This window comes from Azonexus sp. (assembly GCF_049652925.1).
In the GTDB taxonomy this organism is placed as follows: Bacteria; Pseudomonadota; Gammaproteobacteria; order Burkholderiales; family Rhodocyclaceae; genus Azonexus.
In genome coordinates this window covers 424,167-445,219 of record NZ_JBASFI010000040.1, presented here as the reverse complement: position 1 = coordinate 445,219, position 21,053 = coordinate 424,167, and the positions used below count along the sequence as shown (strand labels likewise).

23 protein-coding genes and 1 tRNA gene are annotated in these 21,053 nt (G+C 62.2%); 20 read left to right on the top strand and 4 right to left on the bottom strand.

The window, feature by feature from the left end:
• The first annotated feature begins 38 nt into the window (after nt 1-38).
• The 13 genes from WBK19_RS20790 (at nt 39) to WBK19_RS20730 (ending at nt 12,325) form a co-directional block, all read left to right on the top strand.
• A complete protein-coding gene (locus WBK19_RS20790) occupies nt 39-653 on the top strand; it encodes a 2-hydroxychromene-2-carboxylate isomerase (protein WP_511292973.1) in 615 nt (204 codons plus the stop codon).
• Between the two features lie 7 nt (nt 654-660).
• Nucleotides 661-1,260, top strand: a complete 600-nt coding sequence (locus tag WBK19_RS20785; protein ID WP_511292972.1) for an LOG family protein — start codon at nt 661-663, stop codon at nt 1,258-1,260.
• Between the two features lie 52 nt (nt 1,261-1,312).
• Nucleotides 1,313-2,920, top strand: coding sequence for a carboxyl transferase domain-containing protein (locus WBK19_RS20780; RefSeq protein WP_511292971.1), 1,608 nt, complete (start codon nt 1,313-1,315; stop codon nt 2,918-2,920).
• Nucleotides 2,921-2,924: 4 nt separating this feature from the next.
• Entirely contained in the window at nt 2,925-3,545 is a 621-nt protein-coding gene (locus tag WBK19_RS20775) for an FMN-binding negative transcriptional regulator (RefSeq protein WP_511292970.1), read from the top strand.
• Nucleotides 3,546-4,172: 627 nt separating this feature from the next.
• Nucleotides 4,173-4,961 carry an enoyl-CoA hydratase/isomerase family protein gene (locus WBK19_RS20770; RefSeq protein WP_511292969.1) on the top strand — a complete coding sequence of 263 codons (789 nt, stop codon included), beginning with the start codon at nt 4,173-4,175 and terminating at the stop codon, nt 4,959-4,961.
• A gap of 120 nt (nt 4,962-5,081) precedes the next feature.
• The gene (locus WBK19_RS20765) at nt 5,082-7,082 is read left to right on the top strand and encodes an acetyl/propionyl/methylcrotonyl-CoA carboxylase subunit alpha (RefSeq protein ID WP_511292968.1); all 2,001 of its coding nucleotides are present in this window, start codon (nt 5,082-5,084) and stop codon (nt 7,080-7,082) included.
• Between the two features lie 68 nt (nt 7,083-7,150).
• Nucleotides 7,151-7,402, top strand: a complete 252-nt coding sequence (locus WBK19_RS20760; protein WP_511292967.1) for a hypothetical protein — start codon at nt 7,151-7,153, stop codon at nt 7,400-7,402.
• Nucleotides 7,403-7,458: 56 nt separating this feature from the next.
• Nucleotides 7,459-8,367: a hydroxymethylglutaryl-CoA lyase gene (locus WBK19_RS20755; RefSeq protein ID WP_511292966.1), complete on the top strand. Its 909-nt coding sequence runs from the start codon at nt 7,459-7,461 to the stop codon at nt 8,365-8,367.
• Complete coding sequence (locus WBK19_RS20750) at nt 8,364-9,353, top strand: hypothetical protein (protein ID WP_511292965.1); 990 nt, start codon at nt 8,364-8,366, stop codon at nt 9,351-9,353. Before WBK19_RS20755 ends, WBK19_RS20750 begins: the two co-directional genes overlap by 4 nt.
• Nucleotides 9,354-9,563, top strand: a complete 210-nt coding sequence (locus WBK19_RS20745) for a DUF1289 domain-containing protein (RefSeq protein ID WP_511292964.1) — start codon at nt 9,354-9,356, stop codon at nt 9,561-9,563.
• Nucleotides 9,560-9,736: a hypothetical protein gene (locus WBK19_RS20740; protein WP_511292963.1), complete on the top strand. Its 177-nt coding sequence runs from the start codon at nt 9,560-9,562 to the stop codon at nt 9,734-9,736. Before WBK19_RS20745 ends, WBK19_RS20740 begins: the two co-directional genes overlap by 4 nt.
• Nucleotides 9,733-10,647, top strand: coding sequence for an MBL fold metallo-hydrolase (locus WBK19_RS20735; protein WP_511292962.1), 915 nt, complete (start codon nt 9,733-9,735; stop codon nt 10,645-10,647). Before WBK19_RS20740 ends, WBK19_RS20735 begins: the two co-directional genes overlap by 4 nt.
• A 64-nt stretch (nt 10,648-10,711) precedes the next feature.
• On the top strand, nt 10,712-12,325 hold the full coding sequence (locus WBK19_RS20730; RefSeq protein ID WP_511292961.1) for a methyl-accepting chemotaxis protein: 1,614 nt from the start codon (nt 10,712-10,714) through the stop codon (nt 12,323-12,325).
• A 67-nt stretch (nt 12,326-12,392) separates the two neighbouring features.
• Here WBK19_RS20730 and WBK19_RS20725 read toward each other — a convergent pair whose 3' ends face one another.
• The gene (locus WBK19_RS20725; protein ID WP_511292960.1) at nt 12,393-13,577 is read right to left on the bottom strand and encodes a M20 aminoacylase family protein; all 1,185 of its coding nucleotides are present in this window, start codon (nt 13,575-13,577) and stop codon (nt 12,393-12,395) included.
• A gap of 71 nt (nt 13,578-13,648) precedes the next feature.
• Here WBK19_RS20725 and rapZ point away from each other — a divergent pair, with 71 nt between their 5' ends.
• From rapZ to WBK19_RS20700, 5 genes are all read left to right on the top strand, one after another.
• Complete coding sequence (gene rapZ, locus WBK19_RS20720) at nt 13,649-14,494, top strand: RNase adapter RapZ (protein WP_511292959.1); 846 nt, start codon at nt 13,649-13,651, stop codon at nt 14,492-14,494.
• Nucleotides 14,495-14,572: 78 nt separating this feature from the next.
• Entirely contained in the window at nt 14,573-14,947 is a 375-nt protein-coding gene (locus WBK19_RS20715) for a NusG domain II-containing protein (protein ID WP_511292958.1), read from the top strand.
• Nucleotides 14,928-15,458, top strand: coding sequence for a Gx transporter family protein (locus tag WBK19_RS20710; protein WP_511292957.1), 531 nt, complete (start codon nt 14,928-14,930; stop codon nt 15,456-15,458). Before WBK19_RS20715 ends, WBK19_RS20710 begins: the two co-directional genes overlap by 20 nt.
• Nucleotides 15,458-16,063, top strand: a complete 606-nt coding sequence (locus WBK19_RS20705; RefSeq protein WP_511292956.1) for a flavin prenyltransferase UbiX — start codon at nt 15,458-15,460, stop codon at nt 16,061-16,063. The genes WBK19_RS20710 and WBK19_RS20705 overlap by 1 nt, the downstream gene beginning before the upstream one ends.
• The gene (locus WBK19_RS20700; RefSeq protein WP_511292955.1) at nt 16,060-16,695 is read left to right on the top strand and encodes an LON peptidase substrate-binding domain-containing protein; all 636 of its coding nucleotides are present in this window, start codon (nt 16,060-16,062) and stop codon (nt 16,693-16,695) included. Before WBK19_RS20705 ends, WBK19_RS20700 begins: the two co-directional genes overlap by 4 nt.
• Before the next feature lie 63 nt (nt 16,696-16,758).
• On the opposite strand, the gene WBK19_RS20695 is transcribed toward WBK19_RS20700, so the two are convergent.
• On the bottom strand, nt 16,759-17,157 hold the full coding sequence (locus WBK19_RS20695) for a GFA family protein (RefSeq protein ID WP_226496770.1): 399 nt from the start codon (nt 17,155-17,157) through the stop codon (nt 16,759-16,761).
• Between the two features lie 545 nt (nt 17,158-17,702).
• Between WBK19_RS20695 and WBK19_RS20690 the strand changes: the two genes are divergently transcribed.
• Together WBK19_RS20690 and WBK19_RS20685 are read left to right on the top strand one after the other, a co-directional pair.
• Nucleotides 17,703-18,758: a hypothetical protein gene (locus WBK19_RS20690; RefSeq protein WP_511292954.1), complete on the top strand. Its 1,056-nt coding sequence runs from the start codon at nt 17,703-17,705 to the stop codon at nt 18,756-18,758.
• 7 nt (nt 18,759-18,765) lie between these two features.
• On the top strand, nt 18,766-19,926 hold the full coding sequence (locus WBK19_RS20685) for a hypothetical protein (RefSeq protein WP_511292953.1): 1,161 nt from the start codon (nt 18,766-18,768) through the stop codon (nt 19,924-19,926).
• Between the two features lie 252 nt (nt 19,927-20,178).
• On the opposite strand, the gene WBK19_RS20680 is transcribed toward WBK19_RS20685, so the two are convergent.
• Nucleotides 20,179-20,252, bottom strand: a tRNA-Gly gene (locus WBK19_RS20680).
• Between the two features lie 75 nt (nt 20,253-20,327).
• Nucleotides 20,328-20,975 carry an EF-hand domain-containing protein gene (locus WBK19_RS20675; RefSeq protein ID WP_511292952.1) on the bottom strand — a complete coding sequence of 216 codons (648 nt, stop codon included), beginning with the start codon at nt 20,973-20,975 and terminating at the stop codon, nt 20,328-20,330.
• Nucleotides 20,976-21,053 lie beyond the last annotated feature (78 nt).

The window sequence follows — 21,053 nt, the reverse complement described above, 5'->3', positions numbered from 1 at the left end:
AAAATGAAATCGACCGTGGCACCAACAGGAGACAAAAGATGACCGACGCCAAGCCCCCAATCGATTTCTGGTTCGATTTTTCCAGCCCCTACGGCTACCTGCTCAGCGAGAAGATCGACGCCCTGGCCGCCCAATACGGCCGCAAGGTGAAATGGCATCCGATCCTGCTCGGTATCATTTTCCAGGCCACCGGTTCACGACCGCCGGCCGATGGTGTCAGCGCCAAGGGCAAGTACATGCTGGCCGATTTCCATCGTTCGGCACGACACATGGGCATTCCCTACAACCCGCCCAGCCGCTTCCCGTTGCCGACGCAGAACGCCGCCCGCGCCTACTACTGGCTGCATGGCCAGGATTGTGCACAGGCCCGAGCTTTCGCCCATGCGGTCTATCGCGCCTTCTTTGTGGACGACCTCGACATCTCCTCGCCAGACACGGTGCTCGACATCGCCGCGGGGCTCGGCATCGACCGCGAACAACTGGCCGCAGCCATCCAGACACCCGAGATCAAGGCCCGTCTCAAGGACGAAGTCGATAACGCCCTGAAAATCGGCGTCTTCGGCTCGCCGCACGTGATCATCGACGGCGAAGCCTTCTTCGGCGCCGACCGCCTGCCGCAGATCGAACACTGGCTGAAGACCGGCGGTTTTTGAGAACACGATGAAAAGAATCTGCGTCTTCTGCGGTTCCAACGCTGGCAGCAATCCGATCTATCGCGCCGAGGCTGAAAAGCTCGGTCGCCTGCTCGCCGCGCGCAACATCGAACTGGTCTACGGCGCCGGCAATATCGGCCTGATGGGCGCCGTTGCCGATGCCTGCCTGGAAGCCGGCGGCACGGTCATCGGCGTCATCCCGGAGGCGCTGATGGGCAAAGAGGTCGCCGGTCGCGCCGTCGATCACCGGACGCTGACGCGCATCGAGGTCGTCGATTCGATGCACACCCGCAAGGCGCGCATGGCCGAACTGTCCGACGGTTTCATTGCCCTGCCCGGCGGCTTCGGCACCTTCGAGGAATTCTGCGAAATCCTGACCTGGGGCCAGCTCGGCTTTCATGCCAAGCCGATGGGACTGCTCAACGTAAACGGTTTCTACGACCCGCTGCTCGCCATGTTCGACAAGGCCGTAGCCGAAGGCTTCCTGCGCGCCCAGAACCGGGCCATGGCGCTGGCCGACACCGACATCGAAAAACTGCTGGCCACCATGACTGCCTACCGGCCGGAACCGGTCAGCAAGTGGCTCAAAGAGGAAAAGCAGTTGTAGCACTTACCAAATCGCAATTCAGGCAACGCACACATAAAAGAAGCGAGGAGACATGACCATCCTGAAATCCCAACTCAACCCGCGCTCGGCCGATTTCCAGGCCAACGCGGCGGCCATGACGACGGTCGTCGCCGACCTGCATGAAAAGGTCGAAAAGATCGCCCTCGGCGGCCCGGAAGCGGCGCGCCAGAAACATCTGGCTCGTGGCAAGCTGCTACCGCGCGAGCGGGTCAATGGCCTGCTCGATCCCGGCACACCCTTCCTTGAGATCGGCCAGTTCGCGGCCTACGGCATGTACGGCGGTGACGTGCCGGCGGCTTCGGTGATCGCCGGCATCGGCCGCGTCAATGGCGTCGAATGCATGGTCGTCGCCAACGACGCGACCGTGAAGGGCGGCACCTACTACCCTTTGACGGTCAAAAAGCACCTGCGCGCCCAGGAAATCGCCCTCGAAAACCGGCTGCCCTGCGTCTATCTGGTCGATTCCGGCGGCGCCTTCCTGCCCATGCAGGACGAGGTTTTCCCGGACAAGGAACATTTCGGCCGCATCTTCTTCAATCAGGCCAACCTGTCTGCCGCCGGCATCCCGCAGATCGCCGCCGTCATGGGCTCATGCACGGCCGGCGGCGCCTACGTGCCGGCGATGTGCGACGAGTCGATCATCGTCAAGAATCAGGGCACGATCTTTTTGGGCGGTCCGCCGCTGGTCAAGGCCGCCACCGGTGAGGTCGTCTCGGCCGAAGACCTCGGCGGCGCCGACGTCCATACGCGCATCTCCGGGGTCGTCGATCATCTGGCCGAGAACGATGCCCACGCCTTGGCCATCGCCCGCCGCATAGTCAAGGATCTGAACTGGAAGAAGGCCCCGCCGGTTACGCTGACGGTACCCACCGAACCAGCCTATGCCGCCAAAGAACTGTACGGCGTCATCCCGACCGACTCGAAAAAGCCCTTCGACGTGCGCGAAATTATCGCCCGCATCGTCGACGGCTCCAATTTCGACGAATTCAAGGCGCGCTACGGCACGACGCTGGTCTGCGGCTTCGCGCGGATATACGGCTACCCGGTCGGCATCGTCGCCAATAACGGCATTCTGTTCAGCGAATCGGCGTTGAAGGGCGCGCACTTCATCGAACTCTGCGCCCAGCGCGGCATTCCGCTCGTTTTCCTGCAGAACATCACCGGCTTCATGGTCGGCCGCAAGTACGAAAACGGCGGCATTGCCCGCGACGGCGCCAAGATGGTGACGGCAGTCGCCACCGCGAAAGTTCCAAAATTCACCGTTGTCATCGGCGGCTCGTTCGGCGCCGGCAACTACGGCATGTGCGGCCGCGCCTATTCGCCGCGCTTCCTGTGGATGTGGCCGAATGCCCGCATTTCGGTGATGGGCGGCGAACAGGCGGCCGGCGTATTGGCCACCGTCAAGCGCGACGGCATCGAAGCGGCTGGCAAGACCTGGAGCGCCGAGGAAGAGGCGGCATTCAAGGACCCGATCCGCGAACAGTACGAGACGCAGGGGCATCCGTACTACGCCTCGGCGCGGCTGTGGGACGACGGCATCATCGATCCGGCTGATACGCGGCGAGTTCTTGGCCTCGGCCTGTCGGCATCGATGAATGCGCCGGCCGAAGAGACGAAGTTCGGCATCTTCCGGATGTAAGGCGATGTACCTGCCCAAGCATTTTGCGGAAACCGACGTCGGCGTCATGCACGAGCTGATGCGGGCGCATCCGCTCGCCACGCTGGTCACGCAAGGTCCGAATGGCCTCGACGCCAACCACATTCCGCTGCATCTGGATGCGGCTGCCGGCCCGAACGGCACCCTGCGCGGCCATGTTGCGCGGGCCAATCCGCTGGCGGCGGATGCTACGGTCAACCGGAAAATTCTCGTGATTTTCAAAGGTCCGGACAGCTATATCAGCCCGTCCGGCTACGCGACCAAGGCCGAACACGGCAAGGTCGTGCCGACCTGGAATTACGCGGCGGTGCATGCCTATGGTGAGTTGCGGCTGATTGACGATGCCGAGTGGCTTCTTGCCCAGTTGCATGCCCTGACCGCTGAGCACGAAGCCGGGCTGCCGCGTCCGTGGGCGGTTAATGATGCGCCGGCGGATTACATCGGGAAGATGCTTGGGGCTGTGGTCGGGATCGAGATTTCCATCGACCGCCTGGTCGGGAAATGGAAGGTTAGCCAGAATCAACCGGCGGTTAATCAGGCGAGTTTGATTGCGGCGCTGAATGGGCAGCCGATGGCTGGGTTGATTCGGGAGAGGGGGCTCAAATGATTGTTTCCTCGAATTGGCCTGAGGCTCCTTTGAATGAGCTTGGGATTCCGCCTTGCTGGCGGGCGTACTTTTTCTTGCTTCGCCAAGAAAAAGTAGCCAAAAAGAAGGCGACCCCGGGGGCGGCGCCCTTCGGGTTCCTTGCGCTACTCGGCAGGCCGGGCGGCTTGCTAAACTCGCCTGCGGCTCAGACAACGCAAGCCGACAGCCCCTGGCCCGCCTGCGTTGCTCAGCGCCTTCCACGGGGGCCCCAAAAGCGTCCGCGCTCGACCGATGTAACGCAAAGAATCGACTTCCACGGTCAACCGGAAAAAGCGGCCAAAAATGAAATCGGCCATTCAGGCACCCAAGCTCAAACCCGGATCGTTTCACCGGGCCCCTTGAGAGGTGCCGAGCAACGCAGGAAGGCCGGGGGCAGTCGGCGAGGACTGTTTGAGGGGCAAAGCCCCGAGTTCCGCAGCCGCCCGGCCTGCCGAGTAGCGCAGGGAACCGGCAACGCCGGCACCGACCCAGGGGTGGCCTTTTCTTTGGCTACTTTCTTTTGGCCACACAAAAGAAAGTACGCCCGCCAGCAAGGCGGAAACCCAAGCCAATTCAGCAAAACCAAATAACAAAACCGAGACAAACAAAATGCCCTTCCAAGCCCTGGAAATACAACTCACCGGCCCGGTCGCCACTATCTGGATGAACCGCCCCGACCTCCATAACGCCTTCGACGAAACCCTCATCGCCGAACTCACCGCCGCCTGCATCGCCACCGAGGCCGATAACGACATCCGCGTCGTCGTCCTGGCCGGCCGAGGCAAAAGCTTCTCCGCCGGCGCCGACCTCAACTGGATGAAACGTGCCGCCAACAATGGCCTCGACGACAACCTCAACGACGCCCGCGCCCTGGCCCGCATGCTGCGTGTGCTGGCCGAGATGAAGAAACCGACCATCGCCCGAATCCAGGGTGCCGCACTCGGTGGCGGCATGGGGCTGGCTGCCGCCTGCGACATCGCCGTCGCCTCGACCAAGGCCGTTTTCGCCACCTCCGAAGTCAAGTTCGGCATCCTCCCGTCGGCCATTTCGCCCTACGTCCTGCGCGCCATCGGCGCCCGTCAGGCTTATCGCTACTTCCAGTCGGCCGAACGTATAACCGCCGACCGCGCCCGCGAAATCGGCCTCGTTCATGAAGCCGTCGGGCCGGAACAACTGGATGCCAAAGTGCAGGAAATCGTCGACTCGCTGCTGCAAGGCGGCCCGCTTGCCCAGGCCGCCGCCAAGGATCTGATCCGTGCCGTCAGCGGCCGGCCGATCAACGACACGCTGGTCGATGACACCGCCCACCGCATCGCCCACCTGCGCGCCACGCCGGAAGCCCGCGAAGGCATCGCCGCCTTCCTCGACAAACGTTCACCTGCATGGATTGGGGAATAAGCATGTTCAGCAGAATTCTGATTGCCAACAGAGGCGACCAGCCGCGTAGCGGCGCAGCGACGAAGTCAAACTGCCTGCGTGCGCAGCGCGCTCAGGCTATTTCTCCGCGGGAGACCCAGCATGTTTAACAAAATCCTCATCGCCAACCGCGGGGAAATAGCCTGCCGAGTGATTAAAACCGCCCGCCGCATGGGTATCCGCACCGTCGCCGTCTATTCCGAAGCCGATGCCAACGCCCGCCATGTCCGCCTCGCCGACGAGGCTGTCCTGCTCGGCCCGGCCGCCGCCCGCGAGTCATACCTCGTCGCCGACAGGATCGTCGATGCCTGCAAGCGCACCGGCGCCCAGGCCGTCCATCCCGGCTACGGTTTCCTCTCCGAAAATGCCGATTTCGCCGATGCGCTGGCCGCCAACGGCATCGCCTTTATCGGCCCGCCGGCCTCGGCCATTCGCGCCATGGGTTCGAAATCCGAAGCCAAGAAACTGATGGGCAAGGCCGCCGTACCGCTCACCCCGGGCTACCACGGCGACGACCAGACGCCCGCCCTGCTCCACCAGGAAGCCGACGCCATCGGCTATCCGGTGCTGATCAAGGCCGCGGCAGGCGGTGGCGGCAAGGGCATGCGCCTGGTCGAACGCACCGAGGATTTCCCCGACGCCCTCGCCTCGTGCAAGCGCGAAGCCGCCTCCAGCTTCGGCAACGAGCACGTGCTGATCGAGAAATACATCACCAAGCCGCGCCACATCGAAATTCAGGTCTTCGCCGACAGCCAGGGCGATTGTGTCTATCTCTTCGAACGCGACTGCTCCGTGCAGCGCCGCCACCAGAAGGTGCTCGAAGAAGCCCCCGCCCCCGGCATGACCGATGCGCGCCGCCATGAAATGGGCAAGGCCGCCGTCGCGGCCGCCAAGGCTGTCGGCTATGTCGGCGCCGGCACCGTCGAATTTATCGCCAATCAGGACGGCAGCTTCTATTTCATGGAAATGAACACCCGCCTGCAAGTCGAGCATCCGGTCACCGAAATGATCACCGGACAGGACCTCGTCGAATGGCAATTGCGCGTCGCCGCCGGCCAGCCGCTGCCGCTTGCACAGGAACAGTTGCAGATTCGCGGCCACGCCCTCGAAGCGCGCATCTACGCCGAGGATGCCACCAAGGGTTTCCTGCCGTCGACCGGCAAGCTGGTTCGTCTGTCACCACCGGCCGAAAGCCTCAACGTCCGTGTCGATACCGGCGTCGAGGAAGGCGACGAGATCACGCCTTTCTACGACCCGATGATCGCCAAACTGATCGTCTGGGACGAACATCGCGACGCCGCCCTGGCCCGCATGCGCAAGGCGCTGGCCGACTATCAGGTGGCGGGTGTCACCACCAACATCGATTTCCTCTCCCGCCTCGTTGCCTGCCCGGCCTTTGCCGGTGCCGACCTCGATACCGGCCTGATCGAACGCCAGAAGGAATTCCTTTTCCCCGCCGCCCAGGCCGTTCCGCGCGACGCGCTGCTCGTCGCCACGGTCGGCGAGCTGCTCTGGGAGCAGCACGAAGCCAAACAGGCCGCCAAAACCAGCGGCGACCCGTGCTCGCCGTGGCACGCCCGCGATGGCTGGCGCATGAACCTGTCGGCCGCCCGGATGATCGGCTTCCGCGATGGCGACAGCCTGATCGAAGCGATGGTTCGCTACCAGGGCGACAAATGGCAGATCACGATCAACGGCCAGACCACGCTGGCCCGTGGCAAGAAGCTCGACGGCGACCGCTTCGCCGTCGAACTCGACGACCGCCGGCTGATGCCGAGCGTTGTCGCGGTCGATGAAAAACGCAGCATCTTCCTCAACGGATGCACGTACTCACTTCTCCGTGATGACCCGCTGCATCTCGTCGAAGCCGGCGGCGCCCAAGGTGGCGGCCTGACCGCGCCGATGCCCGGCAAGGTCGTCGCCCTGCTCGCCCAGCCCGGCCAGAAGGTGGAAAAAGGCGCCCCGCTGCTCATCCTCGAAGCGATGAAAATGGAACACACCATCACCGCCCCCGCCGCCGGCATCGTCAAGACTTTCTGCTACGCCGCCGGCGAACAGGTCAGCGATGGGGCTGAACTGGTCGAATTCGAAGGCGTGTCATGAACCCGGTGCAGTTAACCATGTCCCTGGTGAGATGATGTCGCTAACTGTCGCTGTCGTCGGAGCCGCTCGTGGAAGACCTGAATTCTCTGCAATCCCTTGGCCTGACCCTGCCGACGCCGGCCTACCTGATCGGCGCCATCATCTTCGGGCTGCTCGGATTGGCCGGCTACCGCTACGGAAAGCAGCGCGCCCGCCCGTACGTGAAATGGCTGGGTGTCGCACTGATGCTTTACCCCTACGCCATTTCCGAAACCTGGCAACTCTACGTCGTCGGTCTGGCCCTGTGCGCTGTCACTTACTGGTTACGCGATCAGGATTGACCCTGGCCGCTCACGGAATATCCTTGCTTCTGATGCCATCTCGCTGAGCATTCAACATGAACCTCACAAAACACGTAAAAATCGTCGAAGTCGGCCCGCGCGACGGGTTGCAGAATGAGGCGCAGGTTGTCCCGACGGCGATCAAGATCGAACTGATCGAACGCCTCGCCGATGCCGGGCTACGCGTCATCGAATCGACCTCCTTCGTCTCGCCGAAATGGGTGCCGCAGATGGGCGACAACTCGGCAGTCATGCGCGGCATCAAACGCCGCGCGGCCACGGTCTACCCGGTTTTAACGCCAAATTTGCAAGGTTTTGATGCGGCCATTGAAGCCGGCGCGACCGAAGTTGCCATATTTGGCGCTGCCTCCGAGAGTTTTTCCCGGAAAAACATCAATTGCTCGATTTCCGAGAGCCTGAAACGCTTCGAACCAGTGGTTTCGGCCGCTTCAGCACTGGAAATTCCGGTCCGCGGCTATGTTTCCTGCGTCGTCGGCTGCCCGTACGAAGGTGCAGTCGATCCGAAAAAGGCCGCCGAAGTCGCCAAAACCCTGTTCGCCATGGGTTGCTACGAAGTCTCCCTCGGCGACACCATCGGCGTCGGCAATCCGGCCTCGGTCAAACGCCTGATCGAGGCCTGCGCCAAACAGCTCCCCATCGAAAAACTGGCCGGCCATTATCACGACACCTACGGCATGGCTGTCGCCAACATCTACGCCTCGCTGCAGATGGGCATGGCCGTATTCGACAGCTCAATTGCCGGCCTCGGCGGCTGCCCCTATGCCAAAGGCGCCTCCGGCAACGTAGCAACCGAGGACGTTGTATATTTATTGCAAGGCATGGGCATTGAAACCGGCATCGATCTGGCTAAACTGGCAGTAGTCGGCGACTGGATTTCCAGTGCCATCAACCGCCCGAATGGCGCCAAGGCCGGCCGGGCTCTCTGTGCCAAAGCTGCCGAGTGAGCCTTCTTTCGACTGTTGCTGATTTTCTCAAGCCCGCCCCACCGCTGGACCCGTCCCTGCGCAAGGCGCTCGACCGGGTGGCCGAGATGGTGGACCCGATGCTCAAGGCTGCCCCGGGTTTCGAAAAACACCTGAGCGGCCCGGTTGAATATGCACTCGGTTACTGCGACGGCCTGGTCGCCTCGCTGCCCGGCCCGATCGACATCAACCGCAAGGCCTTTGCCAACGATCCGCTGGTGCACGCGCTGTTCGCCACGGCCGGCGACATCGACCAGATGCTCGGCCGCAGTCAGGCCGTGCGCGACTTTCTCGCCGAGCCGTGCAGCTGGGAAAGCGAATATTTCTACGCCATGTTCGCCGCCCGGCGACAACAGAAAAAGCAGCTCGGCATGGCGCAGCAGGGCGATGTCATCCGCAGCGATGTCCCCCAGCTCGTTCTCTTTTTCTCCGGCCAGACGCTGATCGAGCCGAGCTGCCAACTCGACACCACCCTGCACGGCCTGCGCTGCAAGGCGCTGGAAAGCCTGCTCCACACCTTCCACGCCCACGTCAAGGCCCTGCGCGACGAGCGCGAAGGCCTGCGGGCCGATGTATCGGTGGAACGCGCCCACCTCACCGTCCTGCGTGGCACCTCGGGCGGCCATGAACTTGCTGTCGGCACCCGTCATTTGGCCGAGCTCGACGCCAAACTGCGCCACACCGCCGAATCGCTGATGCCGGAACATCTGGTCGATGCGCTGGCCGATTACCTCAAGTCGCCCGAACCGGCCCTGCATCTGTCGCCGGTCAGCATCACAGTCGACCGCCAGGGCGTTGTCAGCGACGACGGCACCGAGGACATCAACGCCCATACCCTCAACTTCCCGGAACTAACTGCCCGTGACCGCCGTCTTCATCTGGCCATGCTGGCCAGAATCAGTCGCGACGAAGCCCTCGAAGCCGTTGAAATGGTCCGCGACCAGCAACACCGCTTCATGTTGATTTGAATGACAACTCCCTCACCCTGCATCAATATCTGCAAGATGGATGCGAGCAACGGCCTGTGCCAGGGCTGCTTCCGCACTATCGATGAAATCACGGCCTGGTCGCGCCTCGACGATGCCGGTCAGCAGCACATCCTGGTCAACGTCGCCCGGCGGCGCCGTGAACAGGCCCCGCAGGAAAGCGAATTACGCAGCAACGGCAACACAAAATGAACGACGAAGAACTCTATCAATGCGTCGGCATCTGCATGGCCGACCCCGATTCCGGCTATTGCCTCGGCTGCGGCCGGCCGCCTCTCAGCGCACCGGGGATCGTCGCCGAGCTCGTCGTACCAACGACGACGCAGCCAGCCAATCGTGACGGCAGCCCGGAAAAGCCGGAATGAGCCTTGACCTCCCGGCCAGCCTGCTCGTCCTCGAACGCGGCTGGCTGTCGGCCAACAACATCCTGTTTTTTGACGGCGAACAGGCCACGCTGGTCGACAGCGGCTACGTCACGCATGCCCAACAGACGGTCGACCTGGTCTATCACGCCCTGGCCGGCCGCACCCTGGCCCGCCTGATCAACACCCACTCGCACTCCGACCACATCGGCGGCAACGCCGCGCTCAAGGAAGCCTTCGACTGCGAGATCATCGTCCCGGCCGGCCTCCATGCCGTCATTGCCGAGTGGGACAAGGATGCCCTGCTGCTCTCGCCGCTTGGCCAGCAAAGCGCGCGCTTCCAGCACGACCGGCTGATCGATGCCAACGACGAAGTCGAAATGGGCGGCCTCAACTGGCAGGCGCTGGCCGTTCCCGGTCACGACATGGAAGCGCTGGCCTACTACAACCCGGAAAAGCGCATTCTCATTTCCGGCGATGCGCTCTGGGAAAACGGCTTCGGCGTCATTTTCCCCGAACTGCTCGGCGAAGCCGACGGCCTGGCCAGCGCGCAGGAAACGCTCGAAATGCTCTCCCGGCTGCCTATCGACATCGTCATCCCCGGCCACGGCAAGCCGTTTTCCACGATCGACGCCGCTTTTGAACGGGCTTTCCGGCGCCTTGGCAACTTCCGCAGCAATATCGGGCAACTGGCCTGGCATGCCATCAAGGTCATCGTCTCGTTCGCGATGATGGAAAAACGCCAGTTGCCGAAAGCCGACTTCCCCGCCTTCGTCCTCTCGCTGCCGTTCGCCGTCGACGTCAACGCCCGCTTTCTGAATCTCTCCGACGAACGCCTGGTCGCCGGCCTCGAACGCGAGCTGCTGCTGGTCAATGCACTCCGGCTCACCGATGGAATGATCACCGCCGGCTGATCGCGCTAGCTGCCGTAACAACCACGCCGTACAATGAAACCCTAATATTCAAAGGGATTCGGCAATGAGCTTCCGTAACCGCCTGTTATTCGGCATGGCCTTGATCATGGCCGCCTTCATTGCTGCCGTTGTCGTCGCCAACAGTGGCCTGCGCAGTACCTCGGCCCGTTTTGGCAGCTTCCTCGATGGCATCGGCGCCCTGCAGCATGGCTATCAGGACATGTACAGCCAGGGGCTGCAAATGGGCCAGGCGTTGCGCAACATTGTCCTCGACCCGAGCAATCCCAAGGCTTTCGACAATCTCGAAAAAGCCCGCAAGGACTTCGCCGTGGCGCGCGAACGAGCCGCCGGTGTCAGTGCTTCCGTCGACGGCTTCAGCGGTTCGCTGGCTCGCCTCGGACCGCTCGCCCAGGCCCAGGCCGACGCCCAGACCGAAGTTCTCGCCGCCATCAAGTCGGGCCGCACCGATGACGCCAAGAGCCTGATCAACAGCAAGGAAACCCCCGCCTGGCGGGCCTTGAAGAAGGCCCTGCTCGATGACCTCGAGGTCATCGACAAGGCGACCACTGCCCAGCGCCTCGAAGTGGCTGGCAAGGCCGAACAGGCCGGCAACATCGTGCTGGCGCTGTCGGCACTGGCCATTCTGGTTGGCATCGCCAGCGTCATCACCACGCTGGCCTATGTTCGCCGCCAACTCGGCGGCGAGCCGGGCTACGCCCGTCAGGTAGCCAACGCGATTGCCACCGGCGACCTGACGCAGCCGATCGCCATTGCCGATGACGACCGTGACAGCCTGCTGGCCGGGCTGGCCGCCATGCAAGTCCATCTGCGCGAACTGGTCAGCACGCTGGCCAGGCATGCGAGCGACGTGGCCCAGACGGCGACCCACATGGCGTCGGCCACCTCGCAGGTGGCCAGCGGCAGCGATCAGCAACTGGATGTCGCCCGCAGCATGGTCAGCAATGGCGAAGTCCTCTCCGAAAGCCTCGGCCAGGTGATGAATGCCGTCAGGGAAGCCGAGCAGATCGTTCAGGGATCGAGCAAAATCTCCGGGAGCGGTGCAGCGCTGGCCAGCAAGGCAGCAGAAGAAACGAAATCGATGGCCAGCTCGGTGCAGGTCACGGCCACCCACATCCGCGAGCTGGGCACGCTGTCCGCCCAGATCAATTCCATACTCGGCGTCATCTCCGACATCGCCAGCCAGACCAACCTGCTCGCCCTCAATGCCGCCATCGAAGCGGCGCGTGCCGGCGAACAGGGGCGCGGCTTTGCCGTGGTCGCCGACGAGGTGCGCAAGCTCGCCGAACGCACGACAAAATCGACCGCCGAGATTTCGGCTATGGTCGACAGCATCCACACCGGCACGGCACGCGCCGTTGATGCCATGGAATCCGGCATGCGGCAGGTCGACGACAGCGTCGAGCTATCCAACCAGGCGCGCGACGCCTTCGACCAGATGAACACCAGTTCGCTCGAGGTAAGGCAGGTGGTGGCGCGCATTACCGATGCAATCAGCGTCGAATATCAGAACGAAGGAACCATGCAGACCCACATCGGCCAAGTGCGCAACCTGATCGAAGAAGGGGCCCGCGCCATGCGCGACGTCGTCGCATCGGCCGAACGCCTGAAAGGCATGGCCGGCGAGTTGAACCAGCAGGTTGCCCGCTTCAAGCTGTAGGCGGGGCGGCGCCCAGCACTTAAAAAGCGGCGTTCAACGCCGCTTTTTTTCGCCCGTGAAAGCCGGCTCAGGCCGCTGGCTTCGTCGGCAGGTAACGCTGGACGAGGCGCACCCAGTAGCTGGCGCCGAGGGTCAGCAGTTCATCGTTGAAATCGTAGTGCGGGTTGTGCAGCGTGCAGCCGCCGGTGCCCGGGCCGTTGCCGAGCCAGACGTAGCAGCCCGGCTTTTCGTTGAGCATGTAGGCGAAATCCTCGGCCCCCATCGAGGGCAGGATATCGGTCAGCACACGCTCGGGCTTGAAGACTTCAGCGGCAACATCACGGCAGAATTTTGCTTCGTTGACGCTGTTGACCGTAGGCGGATAGCGGTGGTCGAACTGGACGCTGATCTGCGCCCCGTTGGCCGCCGCGATGCCGCTGCACAGCCGTTCGACGGCGCGTTCGATGTTTTCCTGCACCTCCGGCTTGAAGCTGCGGATGGTGCCGCGCAAAACCACTTCTTCGGGAATGATGTTCCACGCCTCGCCGGCATGGAATTGCGTGACGCTGACGACGGCCGATTCGCACGGATGCAGCGTCCGGCTGACCACCGTTTGCAGGGCCAGCACCAACTGCGAGCCGGCGACGATGGAATCGACGCCCTGATGCGGCATGGCGGCATGGCAGCCGTGGCCGCGCACGAAAATCTCGAAAGCGCAGGTGCCGGCCATGACCGGCCCGGGCATGACAGCCATTTCGCCGACCGGGATGCCCGGCCAGTTGTGCAGGCCGAACACGGCCTCGACCGGAAAACGCTCGAACAGGCCGTCCTCGATCATCACCGCGGCGCCGCCTTCGGATTCCTCGGCCGGCTGGAAGATGAAGACGGCGACGCCGTCGAAATCGGGATGCTGGGCCAGGTGGCGGGCAGCGCCGAGCAGCATGGCGGTATGGCCGTCGTGGCCGCAGGCGTGCATTTTCCCGGCGTGCTTGGAGTGATGCGGGAACTCGTTCATTTCGGCCAGCGGCAGCGCATCCATGTCGGCGCGCAGGCCGACCATTCTGGACGAGGTACCGGCGCGCAGGACGCCAACGACACCGGTTTTGGCAATGCCGCGATGGACTTCCAGGCCGTAGCGCTCAAGTTCGCGGGCGACGATATCGGCTGTCCGGTTCTCGTTGAAAGCCAGCTCGGGATGGGCGTGAATGTCGCGGCGCAGCGCGGTCAGTTCGGCCAGAAATGGGAGGTCAAGCAAAGGAATTGTCGGGGGCATGATGATCTCCTGTTTTTTTCTATTATGCCGCGGGTTGATACGGGGCGCCGCCTTGATTATGCTCTGCCCCCATGGAACTCATATTGATCAGCGGACTTTCCGGTTCCGGCAAGTCCGTCGCCCTGAACCTGCTCGAAGACGCCGGCTATTACTGCGTGGACAACCTGCCGGTGATCATGCTGACAGTCCTCGCCGGGATGCTCAAGGAAGAAAATGTCGACAAGGTCGCCGTCGCCATCGACGCCCGTTCCGGACACGGCATGGATCTGCTGCCGGCCAAGCTCGACAAATTGAAGGAAGACGGCGTCAAAATCACCTTCCTCTTTCTCTTTTCCCACGAGGAAACGCTGCTCAAGCGCTATTCCGAATCGCGGCGGCGTCACCCGCTGGCCACCGCCGGACAGACGCTGGAAGAAGCCATCCGGGCCGAAAACAAATTGCTCGAGCCGATTTCCACCCTCGGCCACCGCATCGACACCAGCGGCATGAAGGCCAGCGGCCTGCGCGAATGGGTCCGCCAGTTCATCGAGGCCGAGCCCGGCCAGGGCCTGACGCTGATGTTCGAGTCCTTCGGCTTCAAGCATGGCATCCCGCTCGATGCCGATCTCGTCTTCGACGTCCGCTGCCTGCCCAATCCGCACTACGACCCGGAACTGCGCACCCTGACCGGCAAGGACCAGCCGGTCGTCGCTTTCCTCGAAGCCGAGGAAGAAGTCCGCCGCATGCGCGACGACATCAGCCGCTTCGTCGCCACCTGGCTGCCCGCCTACATCCGCGACAACCGCAATTACCTGACCGTCGCCATCGGCTGCACCGGCGGCCAGCACCGCTCGGTTTACATCGCCGAATGGCTGGCCAACGAATTCGCCACTCGGGCCCGGGTGCTGGTCCGCCACCGTACGCTGGCTGGCAGCTGAGGGTGCTGCAGGCAGCCAATTCCACGGTCAACCGGAAATAATGGCCAAAATTGAAATGCGCCGGCGCCCGGCAAGGCCATGAGCTGGCTGGCGCTAATCCGCCCCGGCGACTGGCTGGTCATGCTGCTCAGCGCCGCCGCCGTCGGTGTCAGCATCCCGGTTTTCTGGCAGGGCGGACTGGCCGACCGCGCCATCATCCGGCAGGAAGGTCGCGTTTTCGCCGAAGTCGACCTCAAAGCCCGCAAACAATACGAAGTCGCCGGCCCGCTCGGCACCACCTTGATCGCCGTCGAACCGGGCCGCGCCCGCGTCGTCTCCGACCCCAGTCCGCGGCAGTATTGCGTCAAACAGGGCTGGCTCATGCGCCCCGGCGAAATCGCCATCTGCGCCCCCAATCGCGTCAGCGTCCAGATCGCCGGGCGGACCAAGGTCTATGACTCGATCAGTTATTGAGCTCACCGTCACCGCCGAAGACCGCCGCGTCGCCTGGCTGGCCACGGCGGCCGTCGGCCTGTCGCTGGTCGACGCCGCCATCCCGTCGCCGCTGCCCGGCGTCAAGCCGGGGCTGGCCAACATCGTCACGCTGGTTGTGCTGGCCCGCTACGGCTGGGGCACGGCGGTCTGGGTCAGCGCCCTGCGGGTTTTGGCCGGCAGTCTGCTGCTCGGCTTCTTCCTCGCCCCTGGCTTCTTCCTGTCGCTCACCGGCACGACGCTCAGCCTGCTCACTCTCGGCCTCGCCCGCCATCTGCCCAAGCGCTGGTTCGGCCCGGTCAGTCTGTCCATCCTCGCCGCCTTCGCCCACATCGGCGGCCAGTTGCTGCTCGCCCGCGTCTGGCTCATCCCGCACGACGGGGTCTTTCTGCTCACCCCGGTTTTCGCCGCCGCGGCACTGGTTTTCGGCACCATCAACGGCCTGATCGCGGCTAAACTGCTGGCTGAACCCGCCCCCACGGAAGCTGCCTGATGCCTAAAACGATTTGCCTCGCACTCACCGGTGCCTCCGGCATGCCCTACGGCCTGCGCCTGCTCGAATGCCTGCTCGAATCGGGCTGCAAGGTGCAGTTGCTATACTCGCAAGCCTCGCAGGTCGTCGCCCGGCAGGAACTCGAATTCGACCTGCCATCGCGGCCGAGCGATGCCAAAGCCTCCCTGCTCGCCCGCCTGCCCGCCGCCACCGCGGAAAACCTCGCTGTCTACGGCCGCGAAGAATGGTTCGCCCCGGTCGCCTCCGGCTCCAACCCGCCCGACGCCATGGTCGTCTGCCCGTGCAGCATGGGCACACTGGCCGCCATCGCCCAGGGCCTGGCCGACAACCTGATCGAACGCGCCGCCGACGTCGTCATGAAAGAAGGCCGCAAACTCGTGCTGGTCCCCCGTGAAACGCCGTTTTCCGCCATCCACCTCGAAAACATGCTGCGCCTGAGCCGCGCCGGCGTCGTCATCCTGCCGCCCAGCCCCGGCTTCTACAACCGCCCGCAAAGCGTCGGGGACATCGTCGATTTTGTCGTCGCCCGCGTCCTCGATCAGATCGGCGTGCCGCACACGCTGATGCAACGCTGGGGCGAATGATGGGCTGGTTCGACTTCGTCCGCTCGCCGACCGGCAATGCCGTCGAAACGATGCGCATCCCGCTCTTCCCGCTCAGCACCGTGCTCTTCCCGGGCAGCGTGCTGCCGCTCAAGATCTTCGAGCAACGCTACCTCGACATGGCCGCCGCCTGCATGAAAGACGGCTCGCCCTTCGGCGTCTGCCTCATCGCAAAAGGCAGCGAAGTCGGCGCCACCGCCGAACCGCACGCCGTCGGCACGCTGGCCACCATCGGCGACTGGGAAATGGAACAGCTCGGCATCCTGATGATCACCGCCCACGGCAGCCGCCGCTTCCGCATCATCGAAACCAGCATCGGCGCAAACAACCAGCTCGAAGCCAGCGTCGAACTGCTCGCCGAAACCGGCCCGACACCGCTACCGCCCGAACGCCAGCGCCTGGTCCCGCTGCTCCGCCGGGTCGTCGACGACCTCGGCAACGAACGCCTGCCCGAACCGCACCGCTACGACGAAGCCGAATGGGTCGGCTTCCGCATCACCGAAGTGCTGCCCATCCAGAACCTCGCCAAGCAAAAACTGCTCGAACTCGACGACCCGCTCGCCCGCCTGGAAATTCTGGAAAAATACCTCGACCAGCGGAAACTGCTCGGCTGAAAACCAATTGCTTTGGTTACACCCCCCGACAGCTTGCCGGGGGTGAATGTCCGAAACAAAAACTCAGCCTGGCATTCTCTCGAAGCTGGGAAGGCCCTCCGGAATCATGTGGAACGCTTGCTTGTCCACCGTAAAAATCGCAACCTTGGGCACAAAACGGGCCGGCTCATCCATCGTGCCAACCTTCACCGCCATCAGCCCACCCGGGATCTCCGTGCCAATCGCCGTGCCACAATTCGGGCAAAACCGGCGCGTCACCGCATTGGGCACATCGCTGCGCGTAAATGAGGCCGGATTGCCCTTGGTGTAAGCAAAGCCGCTCGACGGGACAGCAATGAACGTATTCGGCTCGCCCCCCGTGATGTATTGACACTGGCGACAGTGACACTGCCCCTCCAGAACCGGCTCGCCTTCGACCCGATAACGCACCTCGCCGCAGTAACAACCACCTTCAAAAATCATGATGTCTCCTTTTTATATGAAGAGAAAACGCCACCCGGAAGTGGCAGGTTCCTGCGCATCCATTATTACCGCGAATCCGGCTGGTTTTCTCGATCTAAACCATTGTCTGATTTCTTTTAATTGGCATCCCCGTGTAGCCGGCACGTTTCCACGGTCAACCGGAAAAAACGGCCAAAATTGAAATGTCCATGGCCAGATTGCTAGCCGTCACATCATTGCGGGTAGCCGACCCTGGCAGGCCGAAAACAGGCGGCGGTGTAATAGATATCTAAACCATATCGCGGCGTCGTTGGCACCACCTGGAATTTTCATCTCCAATCCACGTTTTAGACGAGTGCTGGAAATCGGCCTTAGCGGTCGTTGGCATCCAACGTTTTGTCCGGCTGTACTGCACCATTCAACTGCCGTTCAGTCGTTGGCCGAAGTCAATATCGGGTTTTCACTTCGAGTTGCAGCCGGACCTGACCCTATCCGGCGGATCGCATCTTTTGATGCCTTCCGAATTGGGGGATATGCTCCTTGGTTTTGTCGTTGGAGGAAGCACCATGGAAATTGAGCCCAAGAAGCGGGGCACACCACCCGACCTGCCGCGGCTAATCCAAGACGTCTTGGCTGAGCTGGGGTATGACGCAGATGCCGCCGCAGTAGCTGAGCAGGTTCGCCGCCTCGACATCGGCCTGCCGGTCGAGGACGAGTTCTCGGTCGTTTGCGCTTGGCTCGGAAAGTGCCAGCTCCTGCATAAACTCGACCAGCACCAGGTGCCCATAGCCTCCAAGCAGAAGTTTCAGGTGCCTGACCTGCTGGCCAAGTTCTCGACCCAGACCAGTAAGTCCCCCATGTTGATCGAGGTGAAATCAAAGAACGAGCCTCGTCTGTCGTTTAGGCCCGACTACCTGGAACGCCTGCAGAACTACGCCGACCTAGTGGGCATGCCTCTACTAATCGCGTGGAAGTTCCACAGCGTATGGATGCTTTTCGAGGTGCGGCACATGAAGAAGGCTGCCAAGAACTTCAACATCACGCTGAATACTGCGATGCAGGAGAACCTGCTCGGCGCCCTGGCCGGCGACGTCGCTTACAAGATCGGCGCCGGCGCGGGGATACATTTACGCTTTCGCAAGGACAAGCTGCTCGGGATCGAGAAGTCCGACGAGGGCTACTCTGAGCAGTGGGCAATGACCATTGACGATGTGAGCTTCACCGACCGCGAGGGAGCCTATCGCACAGACCTTGATGGCGATGTCCAGTCGCTGTTTACCACATGGGACTTGGAGGACAAGGAGGAGCACACCGACTCCCACGTCCACATGCACTTCGTCGCAGGAGGCGACGGAATGCAGTTCGCCCATACTGCCTTGGTCCGACTGCTGAACTGGGAATCGCCCCACGATAACCGGCCGCACTGGCGCGGGTTGCTACGGAAGGAACAGGTCACCGCAAACGTGGCGAGCTTTTCAGCCGCGCTAGATGCTGCGTTCCGGCAGAAAGTGGTATCCCACGTTTTCTACTTTCAGCCTCATGCCATGCCGGACTTTTTGCACCCACAAACGGCCTATGAGATGGCCCCGCAATGCAGGCTCAATTCGACGGTTCGAGCCTAACTTAGGGATGAGCCAATCTCGCCGCCCCCAAAGTCCCGAACGCGTCGCTCTGAGTTTCGGGCCCGACGATGACGACCCCGAACGCATCAAGCGAACTGTCATCCTCCCGCCCGACTTCCCTTACATGGAGCTTCGTGCCCTCGGTGAAATGTTGGAGGCCGAAGGCGTGTTTGTCCCTGGCTACCAACCTCCTCCTGTGGGACTCTGCCACCCCGATGCGTTCATCTTCGAGGCACAGTTCGAAAATATCCAGACCATACTTCTACCGGATCGGAATATCGCTTCCCGAATGGCCAAGATCGTGGCCGGCGCACCGATGGATGAAACGCTTCGGAAGATCGCCGCGATCAAGGCCTTCTGCCATTTCCTCGACATTCAGATAGAGCCCTCCATTGCCTTCCATGAGCTCGCCCAACTACAAGGCAATGATGCGGCAAACCTAGAGCTAGCCCGATTTCGGGACGCCGACAATGCCGATCCCTACCCGTGGCTGAATCTGGCCTTTGGCGATCTGAATGCGCTGGACCCGATGGAACCTCAACATCCACCAGAGGCCCACGACCTGGCTTTCCCATTGCGCCGCTGGCGGCGCAACTACATCGCTGCCTTAAAGATTGCCGAACTCGAATTATCCGGCCGACCCAACTTGGATCGGATGCTGGCGTTGCTGTCTTGGATGCGAGACGACTTCATAATCGCAGGGCCTGCGGCTTTGCTTGCCAGCATCTACTTCGCCCCAAATTCTCCGCCCCGTAAGCGCCTCTTTAAGCAACTTTTCTCCTCCAACCGGCTACGAGCTGTCGACGGCGTGCGAAACACGGCCTGGGACTTGACGCACTTGAGCGAGATGATCAGGAAGGTGAACGAAGCGAACGACAGCCAGATCCGCCTACTCTTCGCTAGTTTCGATAAGGGGCTGCGCACCTTGGCCGGGCTGCTATTCCATGTTTCGGCCGACGAGCTTTCCGAGGCGCTGCTGGTTGATGCGTTCGTACCATGGTGGAGCCGTGCCCAAGCTGAACAGATAGCGAAGTCCTTGATCAAGCTCTTGGCTGATCTCAATGACAAAAGCCGCAAACAGCGACAAGCAAATTCACCCGTGTCGATCGATGAAATGATCCAGCGAGGAGAACAGAGGCTCTTGTCTGCCACCGGCATCTCCGGATAGCCTGACGCAAGTTCCAGCCCTGGATCAGGCAACATCTCATGGCGGAACGACGGGTTAACGGCGTATTGCTGCCGGATGCAGAGCCTCGGGCCAACGACAGCTCAGGCCGATCAACGGACGCCTAGACGCCATTGGATACACTTGGCGTTTACTCTACCTAGCTCTAACCAGATATCGACCAGACAACAAAAAAGCCAACCCGCGAAGGTTGGCTTTTTTACTTGCAGATCAGAAACCTGTCTGAATTCGATGTGGAGCGGGCGATGGGAATCGAACCCACGGCTCTAGCTTGGGAAGCTAGGGTATTACCATTATACGACGCCCGCTCAGGACGGCAGGCCGCCATTCTAAGCGCAGAAGGCGGCCGGTTCAATGTTCCTGTGCGGGGTCGGCCGGGTTGCTTAGGCGGTCACTGAGAGTAGCGTGGCAATCCCGCTGTTTTCCTGATCCTGGCCGGTGCCGTAGGCGTGCATCAGTTGCATGATTTTCATCATCACCTCGGCATCGCTGTTGTTTGCCGTGGTCGTCGCGGTGGCTGTGCCGGTATCGGAGGCGGAGGTCGACTCGGTTGATTTGTCGTAGGCCATGGCTTCCTTGAAGCTGACCTTGCCGTCGCTATCGGTGTCCGCCGCTTCAAAATTCTCGACGATCTTGTTGATCAGCTCGGACCGTTTCGTATCGCTGCTGTCGACCGATTCGAGCTGGCTGGTCAGTTCTTCCTTGGTGAAGCCGGCGTCGTCGGCCGGGGGCGGGGGTGGCATGCCGCCGGGGCCTTGCATCGGGCCGCCGAACTGGCTGCTGACTGATTCCTGCAGCTTGGCGAGAACGGTGGCGAATTCGTCTTTGGTGACCTTGCCGTCGCTGTTGCTATCGAGCGCCGTGAAGACGTCTTCGGCACTCGTGCTGCTGGTGCTTTGACTGGCGTTGCTGGTGATCTGGCTGAAGGCTGCGGCCAGATCGCTTTTTTCGAGATAGCCCTGGCTCTTGGTGTCCAGCTTTGAGAACAGCATGCTTGCCATTTGAGATGCCTGGTTGATTCCGCTCAACATGATTCGCTCCTTGGATGAAATTGACGAGATGCCTGGCCTTTGGCCAAGTAGCTTTCCTTGTGCAATTTATCGGCCCGA

What these genes read in the sequence shown, in the direction of transcription:
- rapZ (WP_511292959.1), top strand. Translation starts at nt 13,649, where the DNA reads ATGGAACTCATATTGATCAGCGGACTTTCCGGTTCCGGCAAGTCCGTC.
- WBK19_RS20775 (WP_511292970.1), top strand. Translation starts at nt 2,925, where the DNA reads ATGTACCTGCCCAAGCATTTTGCGGAAACCGACGTCGGCGTCATGCAC.
- WBK19_RS20790 (WP_511292973.1), top strand. Translation starts at nt 39, where the DNA reads ATGACCGACGCCAAGCCCCCAATCGATTTCTGGTTCGATTTTTCCAGC.
- WBK19_RS20755 (WP_511292966.1), top strand. Translation starts at nt 7,459, where the DNA reads ATGAACCTCACAAAACACGTAAAAATCGTCGAAGTCGGCCCGCGCGAC.
- WBK19_RS20770 (WP_511292969.1), top strand. Translation starts at nt 4,173, where the DNA reads ATGCCCTTCCAAGCCCTGGAAATACAACTCACCGGCCCGGTCGCCACT.
- WBK19_RS20715 (WP_511292958.1), top strand. Translation starts at nt 14,573, where the DNA reads ATGAGCTGGCTGGCGCTAATCCGCCCCGGCGACTGGCTGGTCATGCTG.
- WBK19_RS20730 (WP_511292961.1), top strand. Translation starts at nt 10,712, where the DNA reads ATGAGCTTCCGTAACCGCCTGTTATTCGGCATGGCCTTGATCATGGCC.
- WBK19_RS20705 (WP_511292956.1), top strand. Translation starts at nt 15,458, where the DNA reads ATGCCTAAAACGATTTGCCTCGCACTCACCGGTGCCTCCGGCATGCCC.
- WBK19_RS20745 (WP_511292964.1), top strand. Translation starts at nt 9,354, where the DNA reads ATGACAACTCCCTCACCCTGCATCAATATCTGCAAGATGGATGCGAGC.
- WBK19_RS20675 (WP_511292952.1), bottom strand. Translation starts at nt 20,975, where the DNA reads ATGTTGAGCGGAATCAACCAGGCATCTCAAATGGCAAGCATGCTGTTC.
- WBK19_RS20695 (WP_226496770.1), bottom strand. Translation starts at nt 17,157, where the DNA reads ATGATTTTTGAAGGTGGTTGTTACTGCGGCGAGGTGCGTTATCGGGTC.
- WBK19_RS20725 (WP_511292960.1), bottom strand. Translation starts at nt 13,577, where the DNA reads ATGCCCCCGACAATTCCTTTGCTTGACCTCCCATTTCTGGCCGAACTG.
- WBK19_RS20780 (WP_511292971.1), top strand. Translation starts at nt 1,313, where the DNA reads ATGACCATCCTGAAATCCCAACTCAACCCGCGCTCGGCCGATTTCCAG.
- WBK19_RS20690 (WP_511292954.1), top strand. Translation starts at nt 17,703, where the DNA reads ATGGAAATTGAGCCCAAGAAGCGGGGCACACCACCCGACCTGCCGCGG.
- WBK19_RS20735 (WP_511292962.1), top strand. Translation starts at nt 9,733, where the DNA reads ATGAGCCTTGACCTCCCGGCCAGCCTGCTCGTCCTCGAACGCGGCTGG.
- WBK19_RS20785 (WP_511292972.1), top strand. Translation starts at nt 661, where the DNA reads ATGAAAAGAATCTGCGTCTTCTGCGGTTCCAACGCTGGCAGCAATCCG.
- WBK19_RS20765 (WP_511292968.1), top strand. Translation starts at nt 5,082, where the DNA reads ATGTTTAACAAAATCCTCATCGCCAACCGCGGGGAAATAGCCTGCCGA.
- WBK19_RS20710 (WP_511292957.1), top strand. Translation starts at nt 14,928, where the DNA reads ATGACTCGATCAGTTATTGAGCTCACCGTCACCGCCGAAGACCGCCGC.
- WBK19_RS20740 (WP_511292963.1), top strand. Translation starts at nt 9,560, where the DNA reads ATGAACGACGAAGAACTCTATCAATGCGTCGGCATCTGCATGGCCGAC.
- WBK19_RS20685 (WP_511292953.1), top strand. Translation starts at nt 18,766, where the DNA reads ATGAGCCAATCTCGCCGCCCCCAAAGTCCCGAACGCGTCGCTCTGAGT.
- WBK19_RS20700 (WP_511292955.1), top strand. Translation starts at nt 16,060, where the DNA reads ATGATGGGCTGGTTCGACTTCGTCCGCTCGCCGACCGGCAATGCCGTC.